The sequence below is a fragment of the Pseudomonas sp. F8002 genome (assembly GCF_013385495.1).
Classification (GTDB): domain Bacteria; phylum Pseudomonadota; class Gammaproteobacteria; order Pseudomonadales; family Pseudomonadaceae; genus Aquipseudomonas.
Window position 1 is genome coordinate 317831 of record NZ_JACAPW010000032.1, and the last position, 15055, is coordinate 332885.

Below are 15055 nucleotides of genomic sequence, written 5' to 3' on the forward strand. Positions count from 1 at the left end.
GCCCGCTGGCTGAACGCGAACTGTCGTCTCCATGGTTTTCACAGAGCCTGTTCCTGACCGGTGTCTAAACTCTGTCCTGCAAGTGGGGTCTACCCCTCTCACAGGCAAATCGTCATTTTCATTCTTTAGACTGCGCCAGCCTCTGATCAGGCCGGTGCACTTCGACTTCATTTATAGGGGACTTCGATGTCCGTACGACGCACACGCAAAGACGATGGCAGCCAATGGACAGTTGCGGACAGCCGCAGTGTTTACGGGATTCGCCATTGGGGGGCCGGGTATTTCGCGATCAATGATGCCGGTCGCGTTGAAGTCCGTCCGAACGGCCCGAACAGCACGCCTGTGGACCTGTACGAGCAAGTCGACGAGCTGCGCAAAAGCGGCCTGTCCCTGCCGTTGCTGGTGCGCTTCCCCGACATCCTGCAAGACCGCGTGCGCCAGCTGACCGGCGCGTTCGACTCCAATATCGAGCGCCTGGAATACCAGAGCAAATACACCGCGCTGTACCCGATCAAGGTGAACCAGCAGGAAGCGGTGATCGAGAACATCATCGCCACCCAGGACGTGTCCATTGGCCTGGAAGCCGGCTCCAAGCCCGAGCTGCTGGCCGTGCTGGCCCTGGCGCCGAAAGGCGGCACCATCGTCTGCAACGGTTACAAGGACCGTGAGTTCATCCGCCTCGCGCTGATGGGCCAGAAGCTGGGCCACAACGTGTTCATCGTGATCGAGAAAGAATCCGAAGTCGGCCTGGTGATCGAAGAAGCTGCCAACCTCAAGGTCAAGCCTCAGGTGGGCCTGCGGGTGCGCCTGTCGTCCCTGGCGTCGAGCAAGTGGGCGGACACCGGCGGCGAGAAATCCAAATTCGGTCTGTCGGCGGCGCAATTGTTGTCGGTGGTCGAGCGCTTCCGCGCGGCGGGCCTGGACCAGGGCATCCGCCTGCTGCACTTCCACATGGGTTCGCAGATCGCCAACCTGGCCGACTACCAGCACGGGTTCAAGGAAGCCATTCGTTACTACGGCGAACTGCGCAACCTCGGCCTGCCGGTAGACCACATCGACGTGGGCGGCGGCCTGGGCGTGGACTACGACGGTACCCACTCGCGTAACGCCAGCTCGATCAACTACGACATGGACGACTACGCCGGCGTGGTCGTGGGCATGCTCAAGGAATTCTGCGACGCGCAGAGCCTGCCGCACCCGAACATCTTCTCCGAGAGCGGCCGTTCCCTGACCGCCCACCACGCCATGCTGGTGGTGCAAGTTACCGACGTCGAGAAGCACAACGACGACGTGCCGCTGATCGAGAACAAGGAAAGCCTGCCGGAAACCGTGCAATGGCTGGTGGACCTGCTGGGCCCGACCGACATTGAAATGGTCACCGAAACCTACTGGCGCGCCACTCACTACATGAGCGACGTGGCAACCCAGTACGCCGACGGCAAGATCACCCTGGCCGAGAAAGCCCTGGCCGAGCAGTGCTACTTCGCCGTCTGCCGCCGCCTGCACGACTCGCTGAAAGCCCGCCAGCGTTCCCACCGCCAGGTGCTGGACGAACTCAACGACAAGCTGGCCGACAAATACATCTGCAACTTCTCGGTCTTCCAGAGCCTGCCGGACACCTGGGCCATCGGCCAGGTGCTGCCGATCCTGCCGCTGCATCGCCTCGACGAAGAGCCGTTGCGCCGTGCGGTGCTGCAGGACCTGACCTGCGACTCCGACGGCAAGATCAAGCAGTACGTGGATGAGCAAAGCATCGAGACCAGCTTGCCGGTGCACGCTGTGAAAGAAGGCGAGGACTACCTGCTGGGGATCTTCCTGGTGGGTGCCTACCAGGAAATTCTCGGCGACATGCACAACCTGTTCGGTGACACCGACTCGGTGAACATCTACCAGCGTGACGACGGTTCGGTGTACAGCGCCGGGATCGAGACCCACGACACCATCGAAGACATGCTGCGCTACGTGCACTTGTCGCCGGAGGAGTTGATGACTCACTACCGTGACAAGTGCGCCAGCGCGAAGATCACGGCGGCGGAGCGGACTCAGTTCCTGGATGCGTTGCGTCTTGGTTTGACGCGTTCGTCGTACCTGTCCTCGTAAGCACACCGCTTCCAGGCTGACAAAGATCTCAATGTGACAGAGATCCAGTGTGGGAGCGGGCTTGCTCGCGAAGGCGGTGTGTCAGTCAATACCTGTGCAGACTGATACACCGCCTTCGCGAGCAAGCCCGCTCCCACATTTGGATCGCCGCAAGTCCTGCAGTTTTTATAGGGCCTGAATAATGTCGAAAAAACTCCTGCAAGTGTTCACCCTGGCCATCGCGACACTGCTCGCAGCCTGCTCCCCGATCAAAGTGCTCAACGCACTCACCCCCACCAGCACCTTCACCAAAACCTCCTCCCTCGCCTACGGCGATGACCCCCGCCAGAAACTCGATATCTACCGCCCCGTCACCGCCTTGCCCGACGCGCCCGTCGTGGTGTTTTTCTATGGCGGCAGCTGGAACAGCGGTTCCAAGGATGACTACGGGTTTGTCGGCGAAGCGTTGGCCTCGCGCGGCATCGTGGTGGTGATCGCCGACTACCGGCTTTACCCGCAAGTGCGTTACCCACTGTTTTTGCAGGACGGCGCCCAAGCGGTCGCCTGGGCGCATCAGCACAGTGCCGAGTACGGCGGCGATCCCCGCAAGCTGTATGTGATGGGCCACAGTTCCGGTGCCTACAACGCCGCAATGCTGGCACTGGACCCGCAGTGGCTGGCCGGGGTCGGCCTGTCGCCGTCAGTCTTCAAGGGCTGGATCGGCCTCGCCGGGCCGTATGATTTCCTGCCGATTGAAAACCGTGATGTGCGCCCGGTGTTCTTCTACCCGGACTCGCCGCCCGATTCCCAACCCATCAACCACGTGAGCCAAAGCGCACCCCCCAGCCTGTTGATTGCTTCGGTGGACGACAATCTGGTCAACCCCAAGCGCAACACCGGCGGGTTGGCGAAAAAGCTGCGAGCGGCGGGTGTGCCGGTGGAGGAGTTCTACTTCACCAAGACCAGCCACGCCACATTGGTAGCGTCGATGTCCCGGCCGCTGCGCTGGCTGGCGCCCGTGTTGGACCGGGTCACGGCGTTTATCACGTTCACGCCGGGCCAGTGAGCCAGCGGTCCTGTTTGTTCAGGCGCCAGGCAATTGCCCACAGCGTCAGGCTGCGCAGGGCCATGAACAGCAGGAAGGTTATCCACAAGCCGTGATTGCCCAAGCCCTGCAAGGCCCAGGCGAAGGGCAGCACAATCACCACCGTCAGCAGCATGCCGTTGCGCATTTCCCGGGCGCGGGTGGCGCCGATGAACAGGCCGTCCAGCAGGTAGCTCCACACGGCGATCAACGGCAGTACGGCGAGGTAGGGCAGGTAGATGTCGGCGGTTTCGCGCACGCTCGGGATATCGGTTTGCATGGCGATAAACAGGTGGCCGAACACGGCGAACAGGATCGCGAAGCCGATACTCGCCAGCAACGACCAACCACAGGCCACCACCAGCGAGCGGCGCAAGGCCTGGCGGTCGTGGGCGCCGATGGCGTGGCCGCACAACGCTTCCACGGCGTGGGCCAGTCCGTCCAGGGCGTGGGCCGTCAGCAACAGACCATTGAGCAGCAGCGCATTCGCCGCCACCGTGGCATCCCCCAAGCGAGCGCCTTGCACGGTGATCATGAAAAACACCGATTGCAGGGCCAGGCTGCGGATGAAGATATCGCGGTTCACCGCCAGCAGCGGGCGCCAGCTTTGCCACAGCTTGAGTGCCGCCCAGGCGATATGGCCGGGGTAGGCGCGCAGGGCTTTTTGGGTGAGGGCCAGGCCGAGGAGGGCGCCGGTCCATTCGGCGATCACCGAGGCGCGGGCCGAGCCGACCACACCCCAATCCAGACCCAGCACGAACCACAGGTTGAGCGCGATGTTGACGAGGTTGGTAGTGAGCAGAATCGCCAGCGGTGCGCGGGCGTTCTGGGTGCCGAGGAACCAGCCGACCAGCGCGTAGCTGGCCAGCGCTGCGGGCAGGCCGAAGAGCCGGGTGTGGAAGAATTCGCGGGTCAGTTGGTTAAGTTCGGGCGAGGGCTGCATCCAGTCCAGCACCAGGCCGCTTAACGGAATGCCGATGCTGCCGAGCACTATGGCCAGGCCCAGCGCCAGCAACAGCCCCTGCAACAGAATCTGCCGCAGCGCGGCCCCGTCACCGCGCCCGGCGGCCTGGGCGGCAAAGCCGGTGGAGCCCATGCGCAGGAAACCCATGGCCCAGGCGAGGAAGGTGTACAGGCTGGCGCCAACGGCCACGGCGCCGAGTTGGTGGGCGTGGGGCAGGTGGCCGATGACCATGCTGTCCACCAGCGCCACCAGTGGTACGGAGATGTTCGACAAAATCATCGGCGCGGCGAGGGCCCACACGCGGCGGTGGGTGGGGCGGTCGCGCCAGTCGGTTAGCAGGGAAGTCATGCGGGCTCCTTTGGGGAGCGGTAGTGTAACTGTCCATTAGCTGCGCCGCAGGGCCAATGTGGGAGCGGGCTTGCTCGCGAAAGCGGTGTGTCAGTCGCCGGATGTATTGGCTGATCCACCGCTTTCGCGAGCAAGCCCGCTCCCACATTTTTGACCGCGTAGTGTCAGGTTTTGCGCGGATGCAGGCATTCGATGGAGCGGTCGACGGTGGTCTTGGCAATTTCCAGCAAGTGCCAAACCGCCAGGATCTTCGCGCGCTGTGGGCTTTCCAGCAGTTCGCCGCAATCAAGCGCAGTCGCCGAGGCGCTGCTCAGCAAGCTGGCGGTGTAGAGCAGGGAATCTTCGAAGCTCAGGTCTTCGTTGATGGTGTGGAAGCCTTGGGATGGCAGGTAGTGTTCAAGGGCGCGATTGAAGGCGGCGCGGTCGTTGAGGAGGTCGCTGGGTGGATCGGGGACGAGCTTATGCATGGTGTAACTCCACTAGAAGGTAAGGAGCTGACACCCGCGCGACTAAACGAGGGTGGCGGCTGTACGCAGGTTAGTCGACCGGCTAGTGGAACCCGGCGCACCCGAAGGTGCCCTGCGCACAGCCGCCATGAAGCATGGCGACAACTTGCGCTCACTAATTCCGGGCGACTAAACCCGATCACTGATATGCAGTGAAGGGCCGAAGACTAGCCACCCATCCCAACAGGCACAAGGCCGAAAGATTGTCTCGGAAACGTCCCTCAAATTAAAGGGATTTACCCTGCTGGCCCTTTATTAATGCACCACCCAACTGAGCACCCAGAGCCCGAGCATCAACCAGATAATCCCCATGATGATCGAAGCCCGCATAAACGCGCGCACCGCCGAGTACAACAGCATCAAGCCGATAATCAGCATGAGGATGCTGATGATCGAGGTGTCCATCCCCAAGGATCTGGACAGCCCGTCGACAAAGTCGCCGCCCGCGTGGGACAGGGTATTGAACAGCCCGCTGAACAACTCGACGATAAAGTGGATGATCTGGCCGATCTTGAGACCCAGCCATCCGAAAAAGTCTGTTTGCATGTGTGTGTCCTGATAAGACGGTGGGCGTAGCTGCCGAACCTGAGCCTTTGTTCGTTATTGGCCCAAGCTAGTTCCCTTCTAGCATAGAGGTTTACGGGCCGCAGGGATTCACTTGCCTTCGCGCGGCTTGCGCCCGAAGCTATACACCTTCAGGAGCCCCCCATGAACCTCGACCACCTCACCGAACGCCTGCACCGCATCCGCGATACCAACGACTGGAAGCAGTTCCACAGCCCCAAGAACCTGGCCATGGCCGCCAGCGTTGAAATGGCCGAGCTGGTGGAGATATTCCAGTGGTTGAGCGAAGACCAGTCGCGCCAGTTGCCCGCCGATAAACTCGCCCATGCCGGCCAGGAAGTCGGTGACATCGTGCTGTACCTGCTGCTGTTGTGCAGTGAATTGGGGTTGGACATGGATCAGGTGGTAAAGGCCAAGCTGGCCGACAGCGAACGGCGGTTTGCCAAATGAGCGACCGTCATTTCGACCAGTTGGCCACCCGCTTTGCCGAGAAGATCTACGGCGGTGCCAAGGGCGCGATTCGCCTGGCGGTGCTGCAGGCCGACCTGATTGAAGCGCTGCCGGACCGCCCGTTGCGGGTACTGGATATCGGCGCGGGGCTGGGCCATATGTCGCTGTGGCTGGCCGAGCGCGGCCACGATGTAACCCTGGCCGAACCCGCCGAGCCGATGCTTGAGGGCGCCCGCCAGCGTTTCGCCGAAGCCGGGCAGACCGCCACCTTCATTCAGGCACCCTGGCAGGACCTGCTGGGCCAGCTCACCGAGCCCTACGACCTGGTGCTGTGCCACGCCGTGCTGGAATGGCTGGCCGAACCCCACGCGATTCTGCCGGTGCTGCACCAGTTGACCGCGCCCGGTGGCTGGCTGTCGCTGGCTTTTTACAACCGCGATGCACTGATTTACCGCAACCTGCTCAAAGGCCACTTCCGCAAAATGCGCAAGAACGACATGGCCGGCGAAAAGCAGAGCCTTACGCCGCAAAAACCCCTGGACCCACGGGAGTTGGCGACGCAACTAGAGGGCCTGTGGCAGGTCGAAACCCAAAGTGGCGTGCGGGTGTTCCACGACTATATGCCGGTGGAATTCCAGGCCCGCGCCGAGTTGCTGGATTTGTTGGAGATGGAGCTCGCACACCGTCGTCACCCAAGCTTTGCCGGACTTGGGCGTTATTTGCACTGGATCTGCCGTCCGGTTTAAGCGGCCCAGTCTGCGGAGGTCGAAATGAAGCGCTGTCTTGGACTGATCCTGCTGGGCCTGGGCCTGGCGGGTTGCCAAAGCCCCAACCCGTATGTGGCGGCGTCTGCCCCGATGCCGCCGGCGCCTGCCCAGGCGGCCAACACCTTTGATGCCAGCGCCTACCCGGCGCCGGTGCGCGACTACGGCGCGTACCGCAGTTGGGCCTGGCTCAACAACCAGCTGCCGGCAGGCTCGGCCTGGGCGGATTCGGCGCAGATTGCCGAGGCGGTCAGCGGCGCCCTCGACCAGCGCGGCCTGCGCCCCTTGCATGACAACCGCGCCCCCGACCTGCTGGTAAGCGCCGACGTGCGCCTGGAAAAACGCCTGCGCCAGGTCCAGGACGACTATGGCTACGGTTACGGCGGCTATAACCGCTACGGCAACGGCTACGGCATGTACAACACGGTGCCGGTGGTACGCACTTATGAAGTGACGGTGGCCGTGGCGCGCATCAGCCTGTTCGACGCGCGCACCCGCCAACCGGTATGGAGCACCAGCGCCGAAACCACGAGCCAGGGCAGCCTCAGCGAGCGCGCCGACTCGCTGCGTGAGGCGATGCAAAAGGCAATGACTGCCTACCCACCCAGTTAGCAGCTATTCTCATCTCAGGCCCGGATTGTCTTTTGGAGAAAAACCATGCTTCGTCGTATTGCTGCACTTGCTGTTGTTGTGTTGCTGGGCGGTTGCCAGACCAGTCAGGTCAACCATGATTTCGACGCCAGCCGGGACTTTGGCGCCTACCGCAGCTGGAGCTGGAAAGAACCCGCGCTGCAATACCGCCCGGATGACCCGCGGATCAAGAGTGACCTCACCGAACAGCGCATTCGCCAGGCCGTGGGCGAGCAGCTCGACCAGCGTGGCCTGCGTCCTGCCGCGCCGGGCACCAAGGCTGACCTGAATGTACAGACCTACCTGATCGTCGAAGACCGCCAGCAACAAGTCACCACCAATTACGGCGGCGCCTGGGGCGGCCCGTGGAATGGTTACTGGGGCGCGCCGATGTATAACGAAACCCGCAACATCACCTACAAGGTCGCGACCATCCAGATTGACTTGCTCGACGGCAAGGACGGCAAGCTGGTGTGGCGTGGCAGCGATGAGCAGATCCTCGCCAGCTCGCCTGAACCCCAAGACCGCAGTGCCGCTATTCGTGCCACGGTGACCAAGGTGCTTTCCAACTACCCGCCGCATTGATCGCCTGATCAGCCCTCCGCCAGTCGCCGTTCTATGGCGACTGGCCTGCAGCCCCCGCCGCTCTTGACTACACTCCCAGGCAACACAGGAGAGTAAGCGCTCGGCAGTGTGCCGGCAAAGGAGTGCTCGATGTCTCTTCGACTTCGTTCCGGTCACCACGCCGGGCCTGCAAGGCAGCGCGGTGCGGTTGGCTTGGTGGCGGTCTTGACCCTGGGCATGGTGCTGGTATTCATGTTGCTGGTGGTCGATAGCAGCCGTTTGTACCTGGAAAAACGCCAGTTGCAGGGGATTGCCGATATGGCGGCACTGGAGGCAGTGCAGCGTAAGGGGGATTGCCTGCCCGCCACCAATACCGCGCCCACCTATGCCCGTGCCAGCGCAGTGCGCAACGGTTATGTCATCCCGCCAGCAAACGCCCTGATAGTGAAATGCGGCGTGCTGACCACCGGCGCCACCAACCAGCGGGTGTTCTCCGCAGACGCGACCAAGACCGATGCCATCCAGGTGACTGCCTCGCGCCCGATCATGACCAGCGTTGCCGGGGGTGTCTGGGCGTTGTTCAGCGGTAGCGGCTACAACTTCAACACCCAGTTGTCTGCCGTCGCGGTGGCGGCGCCGAAGATCCTGCCGCCTCAGGCGCAACTGACGATCAAATCGACCCTGGTCACCGTGGACTCGAGCAAATCAGCAGCACTGAACCTGTTGTTCGGCCAACTTTTGGGCGGCTCACTGAACCTGAGCGTGGCAGGCTGGCAGGGCCTGGTAGACACCAACATCAACTTGCTCAGCTACCTCAACCAGCTGGCGTTGAACGTGGGCGTCACGGCCGGAGCCTACGATCAACTGCTGACCAAGACGGTCAAGATCAGTCAACTGGTCGACGCAGCCATTACGGTGCTCAGTGCCGGAGGCAATACAGCCAGCGTGGCGGTCAGCGGTCTTACCAGTATCAACGCGATAATCGGCAACCTTGATGTCACCCTGGGCAGCCTGCTGCAGCTGCAAACGGGGGCGGTGTCGGCGGGGCTGAACACCAGTTTGAACGTATTTCAACTGGCCGAAGCCTTTGTACAACTGGCCAACACCAAGAACGGCGCGGTAGCTACCATCCCCATGAATATCCCGGGCCTGCTTAACGGCGGGGTCCAGTTGAAAGTGATCCAGCCGCCACAATTGTCGGCGATCGGTGACCCTACCTATGCCAAGGACAAGACTCCAGCGACGCGTATTTATGTGAAAACCGCCCAGCTAAGCCTGGGCCTGACCCTGGGGCTGCCAGTGCTGAGCTCTCCGGCGGTGGACCTCGCGTTGAATGGCCTGGTCGGACCGCTTTCCGACGTATTGAACAACCTGTTGAGCTTGAACCTGGGCGGAACAATCAATTCGGTGTTGTGCCTGCTGGGTGGCTATTGCCAGATGACGAGTTTGCAGGTGTTGTCGTCTTCCTCAAATCCACCGGCTGCCAGAATAGACGTGGTACTTCAACTGGGTACGGCGGAAAGCTATGTCACCGGGTTTACCTGTGTCAGCGACGCGACGAAGACCCTGACTACCCAAACCAACGCCTCGATTGTTACCGTACAAATTGGTCAGAGCCCGCAGTTGATCAACGCGTTTAACAGCAACACCGTGCTCAATCCGATTCCGCCTTTACCAGTGGTGGATATCGGGGCCATTACCTGTTTCAGGCCCTTGCTGGGGCTCGGCCCGACGACGTGCGACCCTGCGACCCGCAAGCCGTTTTACGGTGGTGGTATTGGCCTCAGCATCAATAGCTCGGTGGGCGCTGCGACGAGTGCTTTGCCTTCCCACACGTACCCCCAACCGCCGGAAATCAACCTGCCGCCGCAGTACTACGCCTCATCGACAGCCAGCCTTCTCAGCGCGATCAGTAACGCGTTGAGCGGTATCCAGTTCCAGGTCTACAAGCCAACGGGGTTCAATCTGCTGGGAGGGTTATTGACGACGGCGGGCACAGTGCTCAACGGGCTCAACAGCACCTTGGGCACCGTGATTGGCGGAGTGCTCAGCCCTATTCTGGACCCGGTGGTGAACAGCCTGTTGTCGAACCTTGGGGTTAACCTGAACGCGGTGGAAGTGGGCGCCAACCTCAGTTGCCGGCCCCATGGGCAAGCGGCCCTGGTGAATTAGGCTTCAACCACCGGCAACTCCACACAGAACTTCGCCCCATGCTCGCTGTTGGCGACGCTCAACCGGCCGCCCATGTTCTCGACAATGCCGTAGCTCACCGACAACCCCAGGCCGGTGCCCACGCCAATCGGCTTGGTGGTGAAGAACGGCTCGAAAATCCGCTCCAGCAGCCGCGGGTCAATCCCGCCGCCGTTGTCCTCGACCCAGATGCGCACGTGGCGGCTGTCGTGCTCGATCTGCACCGAGATCCACGGTTGCAGGTCGCGGTCGTGCTCGCGTTTGCTCAGCAGGGCATCGCGGGCGTTGACCATCAGGTTGATCAGCACCTGCTCCAGCTGGTCGACATAGCCTTTGACCTGCACCGTCACGTCTAGCTGTGTTACGCGCAGGTCCACGCCTTTGCCGCGCATGCCTTCACTGAGCAGCGACAGGGTGCCTTCCACAGCTTGCGCCGGGTTGAAGGGCTGCTGTTCGACTTCCGAGCGGCGGCCGAACACCCGCATGTGGTCTACCACGCGGGCTGCGCGCTGGACCTGGGAGTCGATACGCTGGAGTTTTTCCGTCAGGTAGTCGATTTGTGCATCACCGTTGCTCAAGCGCTTGAGCACGTTGACGATGGCCATGCGCATCACATTCAACGGCTGGTTGATCTCGTGGGCCAGGCCGGTGGCCATTTCGCCGAGGGTGGCCATTTTGGCGCTTTGGGTCAGTTGCTGCTGGGAGCGGCGCACTTCAGTGTTGTCGCGGCCCACGGCCTGCACTTCCTGCAACTGGCCCTGTTCGTCGAACACGCCCCGGTCCGACCACACCCACCAGGCATGTGTGCGCCCCGGCAGTTGCAGGCTGATTTCGGCGGTGCTCACGGGGAACTCCGGGGTCAACTGCCGGATGCGCTGCACAAATGCCTCGCGTTGTTCTTCGGACAACCACTGGCTGAGGTTCATGCCCGGCAGCTGTCCAGGCAGACATTCCATGTAGTTGGCCAGGGGCGTGTTGCCGAAGGTCAGGGTCAGGTCCGGAAGGTAGCGGCAGATCATGGCCGGGGAGTCTTCCACGAGGATTCGATAGCGCTCCTCGCTTTCCTTGACCCGTTGCGCCGCCAGGGTCGTCTCGGTGACATCCAGCCACAGGCCCACGGCTTCCACGGGCAACCCGAGGTCGTCGCGCAGCAGCCGGGCTTCATCCAGCAGCCAGTGGTAATTGCCCTGTGTGTCGAGCACTCGATAGCGACTGCGCACGCTGCCTTCGCGCAGCAGTTGGCGGGTACGGTCGAAGTAGAGGTCGCGGTCTTCGGAGTGGATCCACTGGTTCAGCGTCGCCGGGGTGAAGTCGGCCAGGGTGCGGCCAAGCAGCGGCAGCAAGCTGTCGCTGAAGAACACCGGTTGCAGCGTGCCCTCGACATAGCGCTGCACATAGATCACAGCCGGGGAACTGGCGATCAGGTTATCCAGGCGTGCGTGGGCGGCGGCGGCCTGTTGCTCCTGGTTTTTTATGTCGCTGATGTCGAGCATGAAGCCCACCAGGCGGCGATGCTCACCCGAGCCCAACGCTTGCCCCTGCACGCGATACCAGATGGGGTTAAGCGCCGCGTCGGCACGTTGCAGGCGCACGCTGGTGGACAGCGGTTTGCCCAGGGTCTTCAGGTCTTGCAGGCGGCTGGCGAGTTCTTCCCGGTCGGCAGGGTGAATCAGCTTGAGCCACATGGGTAGCGACAGCTGTGTGATCGCCTCGCCTTGGCTCAGGGTGTGCAGCAGCGGTGGGGCGAGTTCGAGGTCTTCAGTGTGTGGGGACAGCTCCCACCAGCCGGTGCCGAGCAATCCTTGCAGCGCGTCGAGGCGTTCCAGTTGCTGTTGATGGCGCAGTTCGCGCAGGCGGCCGAGCAGCGGTGCCGCGAGGGCGGCGGTCAGTTGCAACCAGTCACGGTCGCTGGTGTGTTCCTGACGGTGATACACCCCGCACAGCAGCCATGCGCCCACGCCCAGGCCGTCGCGGTAGGGCACCAGAAAGCCATCGGTATTGCCGAACAGGCCTTGCAGGCGTGGGTGTTCGCTGTGGCCACGGTTTACCTCCAGGCTCACTGGCGCCGTGCCGCCCAGGCTGTCGAGGCTGGAGCCCAGGGCTTGGCCGTTGCTCCAGAGTACCGGCGCATCGTGGGCGGTGTAACAGCCCTCGATGCACCACGCCTGGCCCTGCTCATCCAGCAAGGCGATGGCGACGCAGGGGATGTGCCAGTGCTGGGAAATAGCCTGCAGAGTGTCTTGCAGTACTTCGGGCAGGCGCACCAGGCTGCAGACCCGCAGTTGCTCGCTGATCTGGTCGCTCACCCGTTGATTGTGTTCGCGCACCTGGGTGAGTTGGCGATGGGCAATCAGGTCGCCAATGTCCAGCAATTGCAGGAGCCAGCCCTTGCCTTCGGGTTGAACCCAGCCACGGGTATGCAGGGTTTGCCCGGCGAGCCCCTTGAGCTCCAGGTCCAGGCTTTGCCCCTGCCAGTCGCTGGGCGTGCCCTCGATCACCAGGCGGCTCGCCGCAGTGAGGTAGTCGAGCAGCGAGGGTGCCTGTTGCTGTTGCGCAGCGGGGTGTTCGAGTCGATGGCGAAGCGGGCCATGGACATCCATTACGCGGCCCTGGGCGTCCAGGTAGAACAACAACGCGGCGGTTGCCGGGATCGCTGCCGGTGCGTCAGCAGGCAGCTGGTTGCCACGTCCGAGCAGGCGGCCGAAGAGTTTATCGCCTGAGGTCAAAACTGCATGCTCGACTGGGCAGACAGCATGGGAGGCAGGGCGGGGACGGTACCGATGCCTGGCAGTACCAGGAACGGCAGCACACTTTGGAGGCTGGACGTCGGGTAGTTGATGTACACCGTCAACACGCCTGACGAGTTGTAGACGGCCGTCACGTACCCGGGAAGGAATTTGAACTGGGAGGGGATCCACGCCAGTTGTGCCTGCGCCGCACTGACGGCCTGCAGCGGCAGTGCCGTGACGTAGCCAGGCGTGGCGGGGTCCAGCGCGACGCTACGTCTTACGCCTTCGGCGGCGGCCTGGGTAAAGGACTGCATCAGCAATAACGGCAAGCTGTAGCTGACCAGGCCATAAAAAATCGCAAAAAAAATCATGAAGACCATCGCGAACTCCAGCGCGGCGGCACCTTTTTGCTTTTTAGCGAGGCCTTTTTTCATGACTCGTCTACCCTGACTACTACTACCTGATATCAGCATAGAATCATTCAGCAAAAAGGGATTTTTTTTACGTGATTCAAAGCCTCGTCCTGGTCGTTTGGCTCGCGCTGTGCGCTGTGCAAGATATCCGTCTACGTCAGGTCTCCAACCGTTTGACCCTCGGCGCAGCCTTGCTGGCGTTGGGTTACCTGTTCTGGAGCGGTACGACCTGGCTCGGTGCGCCGGCTGTCGAGGGCGGCGTGGCCTTTGTCCTGGCGTTGTTGTTCACCCTGCCGGGGTACGCGCTGGGCCGCCTGGGCGCCGGTGACGTGAAGCTGATCGCGGCATTGGGGCTGGCAACCGACTACCTCTACGTACTGGGCACTTTTATCGGCGCCGGCCTCGCGAGCGCAGCCTGGCTGTTGCTGGCGCCCAGGGTGTGGCCGCTGATGAATCAAGGGCTTAGGAATACCTTGCAGTACCTTGATCCGGCACATTCGGCCAGGCAGCCGTTCGTGCCGTTTTTACTGATCGGTTTTTGCCTGTCCTGGTTTTGGATCCCATTAGTCGCCACGTAGGGTATCGCTATGTACATAGTAGGAAAGTACGTCTACGTTTATGGGTAAGTTGTATAGGAAAAATGGTCGGAATGGATACATCGGTCCTTTTGCTTGCCAGGCATGGAGTAGCGCGTGAACAAGCTTACCTCTCAAGTGAAAGTGCTCGTGGTGGACGATCAGCCTTTGATCGTGGAAGAGCTTTGCGAATTTCTTGAAAGCAACGGTTACCGTTGCGTCCCTTGCGCATCCAGCCAGGAAGCCATCGAGCGTTTTCGCGACGATGCCGAGATCGGCCTGGTGCTGTGCGATCTGCATATGCCCGAGATGGATGGCATCGAACTGGTCCAGGCCCTGCAACACCTGGCCGGCAAGCAACGGGTCTTTGAGGCCATCATGCTGACCGGGCGTGCAGACAAGCAGGACGTGATCAAGGCCTTGCGCGCCGGGATTGCCGATTACTACCAGAAGCCGATCAATTTGGGCGAGCTGCTCGAAGGGTTGCAACGCCAGGTGGTCGCGCTGCAGGACCGGCAGAAAGATCTCGACCTGGGGCACCTGAACCAGAAGCTGCAGTTTCTCTCGGCGTCCATCGATGACCTTTATCATGACCTCGACAAGGTGCGCAGCAGTCCGCAATCCGGCCCGTCGACTGAAGCCGAGGGTGAAGTAAGCGACACTGACCGGGTTGAAATACCGGCGATCTTCAATCAGTTGTCGCCCCGCCAACTGGATGTTGCAAGGCTGGTAGGCAAGGGCCAGACCAACTACCAGATTGCCTGTGAGCTGGGCATCACTGAAAACACCGTGAAACTCTACGTGTCCCAGGTGCTGCGCCTGACCCATATGCACAACCGAACCCAGTTGGCGCTGGCGTTATCGCCGAACAATTCTGCGGCGCGCCAGCGCGTCACTGCGCATTAGTTGCTGCCGCTTGGGGTGTTGCCGCCCAGTTTCTGGTCGTAGTACTCAGGAATAGTGTGTTTGTAACTGTCCAGCAGGCGTTGCATGGCCAGGTCGCGTTCAGCGGGCGTGGCCTTCTGCCGGATGGGAGATGCGCGTTCGCCACTGACCTGCAGTTGCAGCCAGCCTTCGGTCTGTTTTTGCTGTGGCGAAGAAGGCCCCGGCTCAATAGCCAGCACCGTCAGCGGCAGGCTGGCGAACAGCAGCGTGGCGAGCAGTGTGAGTTTCATCGTGTGTACTCCCTTCAGAG

The 15055-nt window shown here is 61.8% G+C and carries 15 protein-coding genes; 9 read left to right on the forward strand and 6 right to left on the reverse strand.

The genetic code is table 11. From position 1 onward, the window contains the following. The first annotated feature begins 186 nt into the window (after window positions 1–186). Window positions 187–2100 carry an arginine decarboxylase gene (speA, locus tag HX811_RS24000; RefSeq protein WP_003217295.1) on the forward strand — a complete coding sequence of 638 codons (1914 nt, stop codon included), beginning with the start codon at window positions 187–189 and terminating at the stop codon, window positions 2098–2100. Window positions 2101–2281: 181 nt separating this feature from the next. Next, window positions 2282–3145: an alpha/beta hydrolase gene (locus tag HX811_RS24005; RefSeq protein WP_177047645.1), complete on the forward strand. Its 864-nt coding sequence runs from the start codon at window positions 2282–2284 to the stop codon at window positions 3143–3145. Here HX811_RS24005 and HX811_RS24010 read toward each other — a convergent pair. The 3 genes from HX811_RS24010 to HX811_RS24020 all read right to left on the reverse strand — a co-directional run bounded on the left by HX811_RS24010 (window position 3129) and on the right by HX811_RS24020 (window position 5527). Next, the gene (locus HX811_RS24010) at window positions 3129–4475 is read right to left on the reverse strand and encodes an MATE family efflux transporter (protein WP_003217292.1); all 1347 of its coding nucleotides are present in this window, start codon (window positions 4473–4475) and stop codon (window positions 3129–3131) included. The genes HX811_RS24005 and HX811_RS24010 overlap by 17 nt on opposite strands. A 164-nt stretch (window positions 4476–4639) precedes the next feature. After that, complete coding sequence (locus HX811_RS24015; protein WP_023659366.1) at window positions 4640–4942, reverse strand: DUF6124 family protein; 303 nt, start codon at window positions 4940–4942, stop codon at window positions 4640–4642. A gap of 294 nt (window positions 4943–5236) precedes the next feature. Continuing rightward, a complete protein-coding gene (locus HX811_RS24020) occupies window positions 5237–5527 on the reverse strand; it encodes a hypothetical protein (protein ID WP_003212934.1) in 291 nt (96 codons plus the stop codon). A 162-nt stretch (window positions 5528–5689) separates the two neighbouring features. Between HX811_RS24020 and HX811_RS24025 the strand changes: the two genes are divergently transcribed. The 5 genes from HX811_RS24025 to HX811_RS24045 all read left to right on the forward strand — a co-directional run bounded on the left by HX811_RS24025 (window position 5690) and on the right by HX811_RS24045 (window position 10125). Beyond that, complete coding sequence (locus HX811_RS24025) at window positions 5690–5995, forward strand: MazG-like family protein (protein WP_087693104.1); 306 nt, start codon at window positions 5690–5692, stop codon at window positions 5993–5995. Next, entirely contained in the window at window positions 5992–6741 is a 750-nt protein-coding gene (locus HX811_RS24030) for a methyltransferase (RefSeq protein ID WP_177047647.1), read from the forward strand. The genes HX811_RS24025 and HX811_RS24030 overlap by 4 nt, the downstream gene beginning before the upstream one ends. 24 nt (window positions 6742–6765) lie before the next feature. Beyond that, on the forward strand, window positions 6766–7371 hold the full coding sequence (locus HX811_RS24035) for a DUF4136 domain-containing protein (RefSeq protein ID WP_008439011.1): 606 nt from the start codon (window positions 6766–6768) through the stop codon (window positions 7369–7371). 45 nt (window positions 7372–7416) lie between these two features. After that, complete coding sequence (locus HX811_RS24040; RefSeq protein WP_003212927.1) at window positions 7417–7974, forward strand: DUF4136 domain-containing protein; 558 nt, start codon at window positions 7417–7419, stop codon at window positions 7972–7974. 129 nt (window positions 7975–8103) lie between these two features. Continuing rightward, the gene (locus HX811_RS24045) at window positions 8104–10125 is read left to right on the forward strand and encodes a pilus assembly protein TadG-related protein (RefSeq protein WP_256344459.1); all 2022 of its coding nucleotides are present in this window, start codon (window positions 8104–8106) and stop codon (window positions 10123–10125) included. On the opposite strand, the gene HX811_RS24050 is transcribed toward HX811_RS24045, so the two are convergent. Next, window positions 10122–12869, reverse strand: a complete 2748-nt coding sequence (locus HX811_RS24050) for a PAS domain-containing sensor histidine kinase (protein WP_177047648.1) — start codon at window positions 12867–12869, stop codon at window positions 10122–10124. The genes HX811_RS24045 and HX811_RS24050 overlap by 4 nt on opposite strands. Beyond that, a complete protein-coding gene (locus HX811_RS24055) occupies window positions 12866–13306 on the reverse strand; it encodes a TadE/TadG family type IV pilus assembly protein (RefSeq protein WP_003212919.1) in 441 nt (146 codons plus the stop codon). Before HX811_RS24055 ends, HX811_RS24050 begins: the two co-directional genes overlap by 4 nt. A gap of 71 nt (window positions 13307–13377) precedes the next feature. Between HX811_RS24055 and HX811_RS24060 the strand changes: the two genes are divergently transcribed. Beyond that, window positions 13378–13863, forward strand: coding sequence for a prepilin peptidase (locus HX811_RS24060; RefSeq protein WP_003212917.1), 486 nt, complete (start codon window positions 13378–13380; stop codon window positions 13861–13863). A gap of 114 nt (window positions 13864–13977) precedes the next feature. Further along, the gene (locus HX811_RS24065; protein WP_177047650.1) at window positions 13978–14766 is read left to right on the forward strand and encodes a response regulator transcription factor; all 789 of its coding nucleotides are present in this window, start codon (window positions 13978–13980) and stop codon (window positions 14764–14766) included. Here the strand turns inward: HX811_RS24065 and HX811_RS24070 are convergent. Beyond that, window positions 14763–15035: a DUF3613 domain-containing protein gene (locus HX811_RS24070; RefSeq protein ID WP_177047652.1), complete on the reverse strand. Its 273-nt coding sequence runs from the start codon at window positions 15033–15035 to the stop codon at window positions 14763–14765. The two genes, HX811_RS24065 and HX811_RS24070, sit on opposite strands and share 4 nt — an antisense overlap. Window positions 15036–15055 lie beyond the last annotated feature (20 nt).

Excerpts from the sequence above, each read along its gene's own strand:
- speA (WP_003217295.1), top strand. The coding sequence starts at position 187 with ATGTCCGTACGACGCACACGCAAAGACGATGGCAGCCAATGGACAGTT.
- HX811_RS24005 (WP_177047645.1), top strand. The coding sequence starts at position 2,282 with ATGTCGAAAAAACTCCTGCAAGTGTTCACCCTGGCCATCGCGACACTG.
- HX811_RS24010 (WP_003217292.1), bottom strand. The coding sequence starts at position 4,475 with ATGACTTCCCTGCTAACCGACTGGCGCGACCGCCCCACCCACCGCCGC.
- HX811_RS24015 (WP_023659366.1), bottom strand. The coding sequence starts at position 4,942 with ATGCATAAGCTCGTCCCCGATCCACCCAGCGACCTCCTCAACGACCGC.
- HX811_RS24020 (WP_003212934.1), bottom strand. The coding sequence starts at position 5,527 with ATGCAAACAGACTTTTTCGGATGGCTGGGTCTCAAGATCGGCCAGATC.
- HX811_RS24025 (WP_087693104.1), top strand. The coding sequence starts at position 5,690 with ATGAACCTCGACCACCTCACCGAACGCCTGCACCGCATCCGCGATACC.
- HX811_RS24030 (WP_177047647.1), top strand. The coding sequence starts at position 5,992 with ATGAGCGACCGTCATTTCGACCAGTTGGCCACCCGCTTTGCCGAGAAG.
- HX811_RS24035 (WP_008439011.1), top strand. The coding sequence starts at position 6,766 with ATGAAGCGCTGTCTTGGACTGATCCTGCTGGGCCTGGGCCTGGCGGGT.
- HX811_RS24040 (WP_003212927.1), top strand. The coding sequence starts at position 7,417 with ATGCTTCGTCGTATTGCTGCACTTGCTGTTGTTGTGTTGCTGGGCGGT.
- HX811_RS24045 (WP_256344459.1), top strand. The coding sequence starts at position 8,104 with ATGTCTCTTCGACTTCGTTCCGGTCACCACGCCGGGCCTGCAAGGCAG.
- HX811_RS24055 (WP_003212919.1), bottom strand. The coding sequence starts at position 13,306 with ATGAAAAAAGGCCTCGCTAAAAAGCAAAAAGGTGCCGCCGCGCTGGAG.
- HX811_RS24070 (WP_177047652.1), bottom strand. The coding sequence starts at position 15,035 with ATGAAACTCACACTGCTCGCCACGCTGCTGTTCGCCAGCCTGCCGCTG.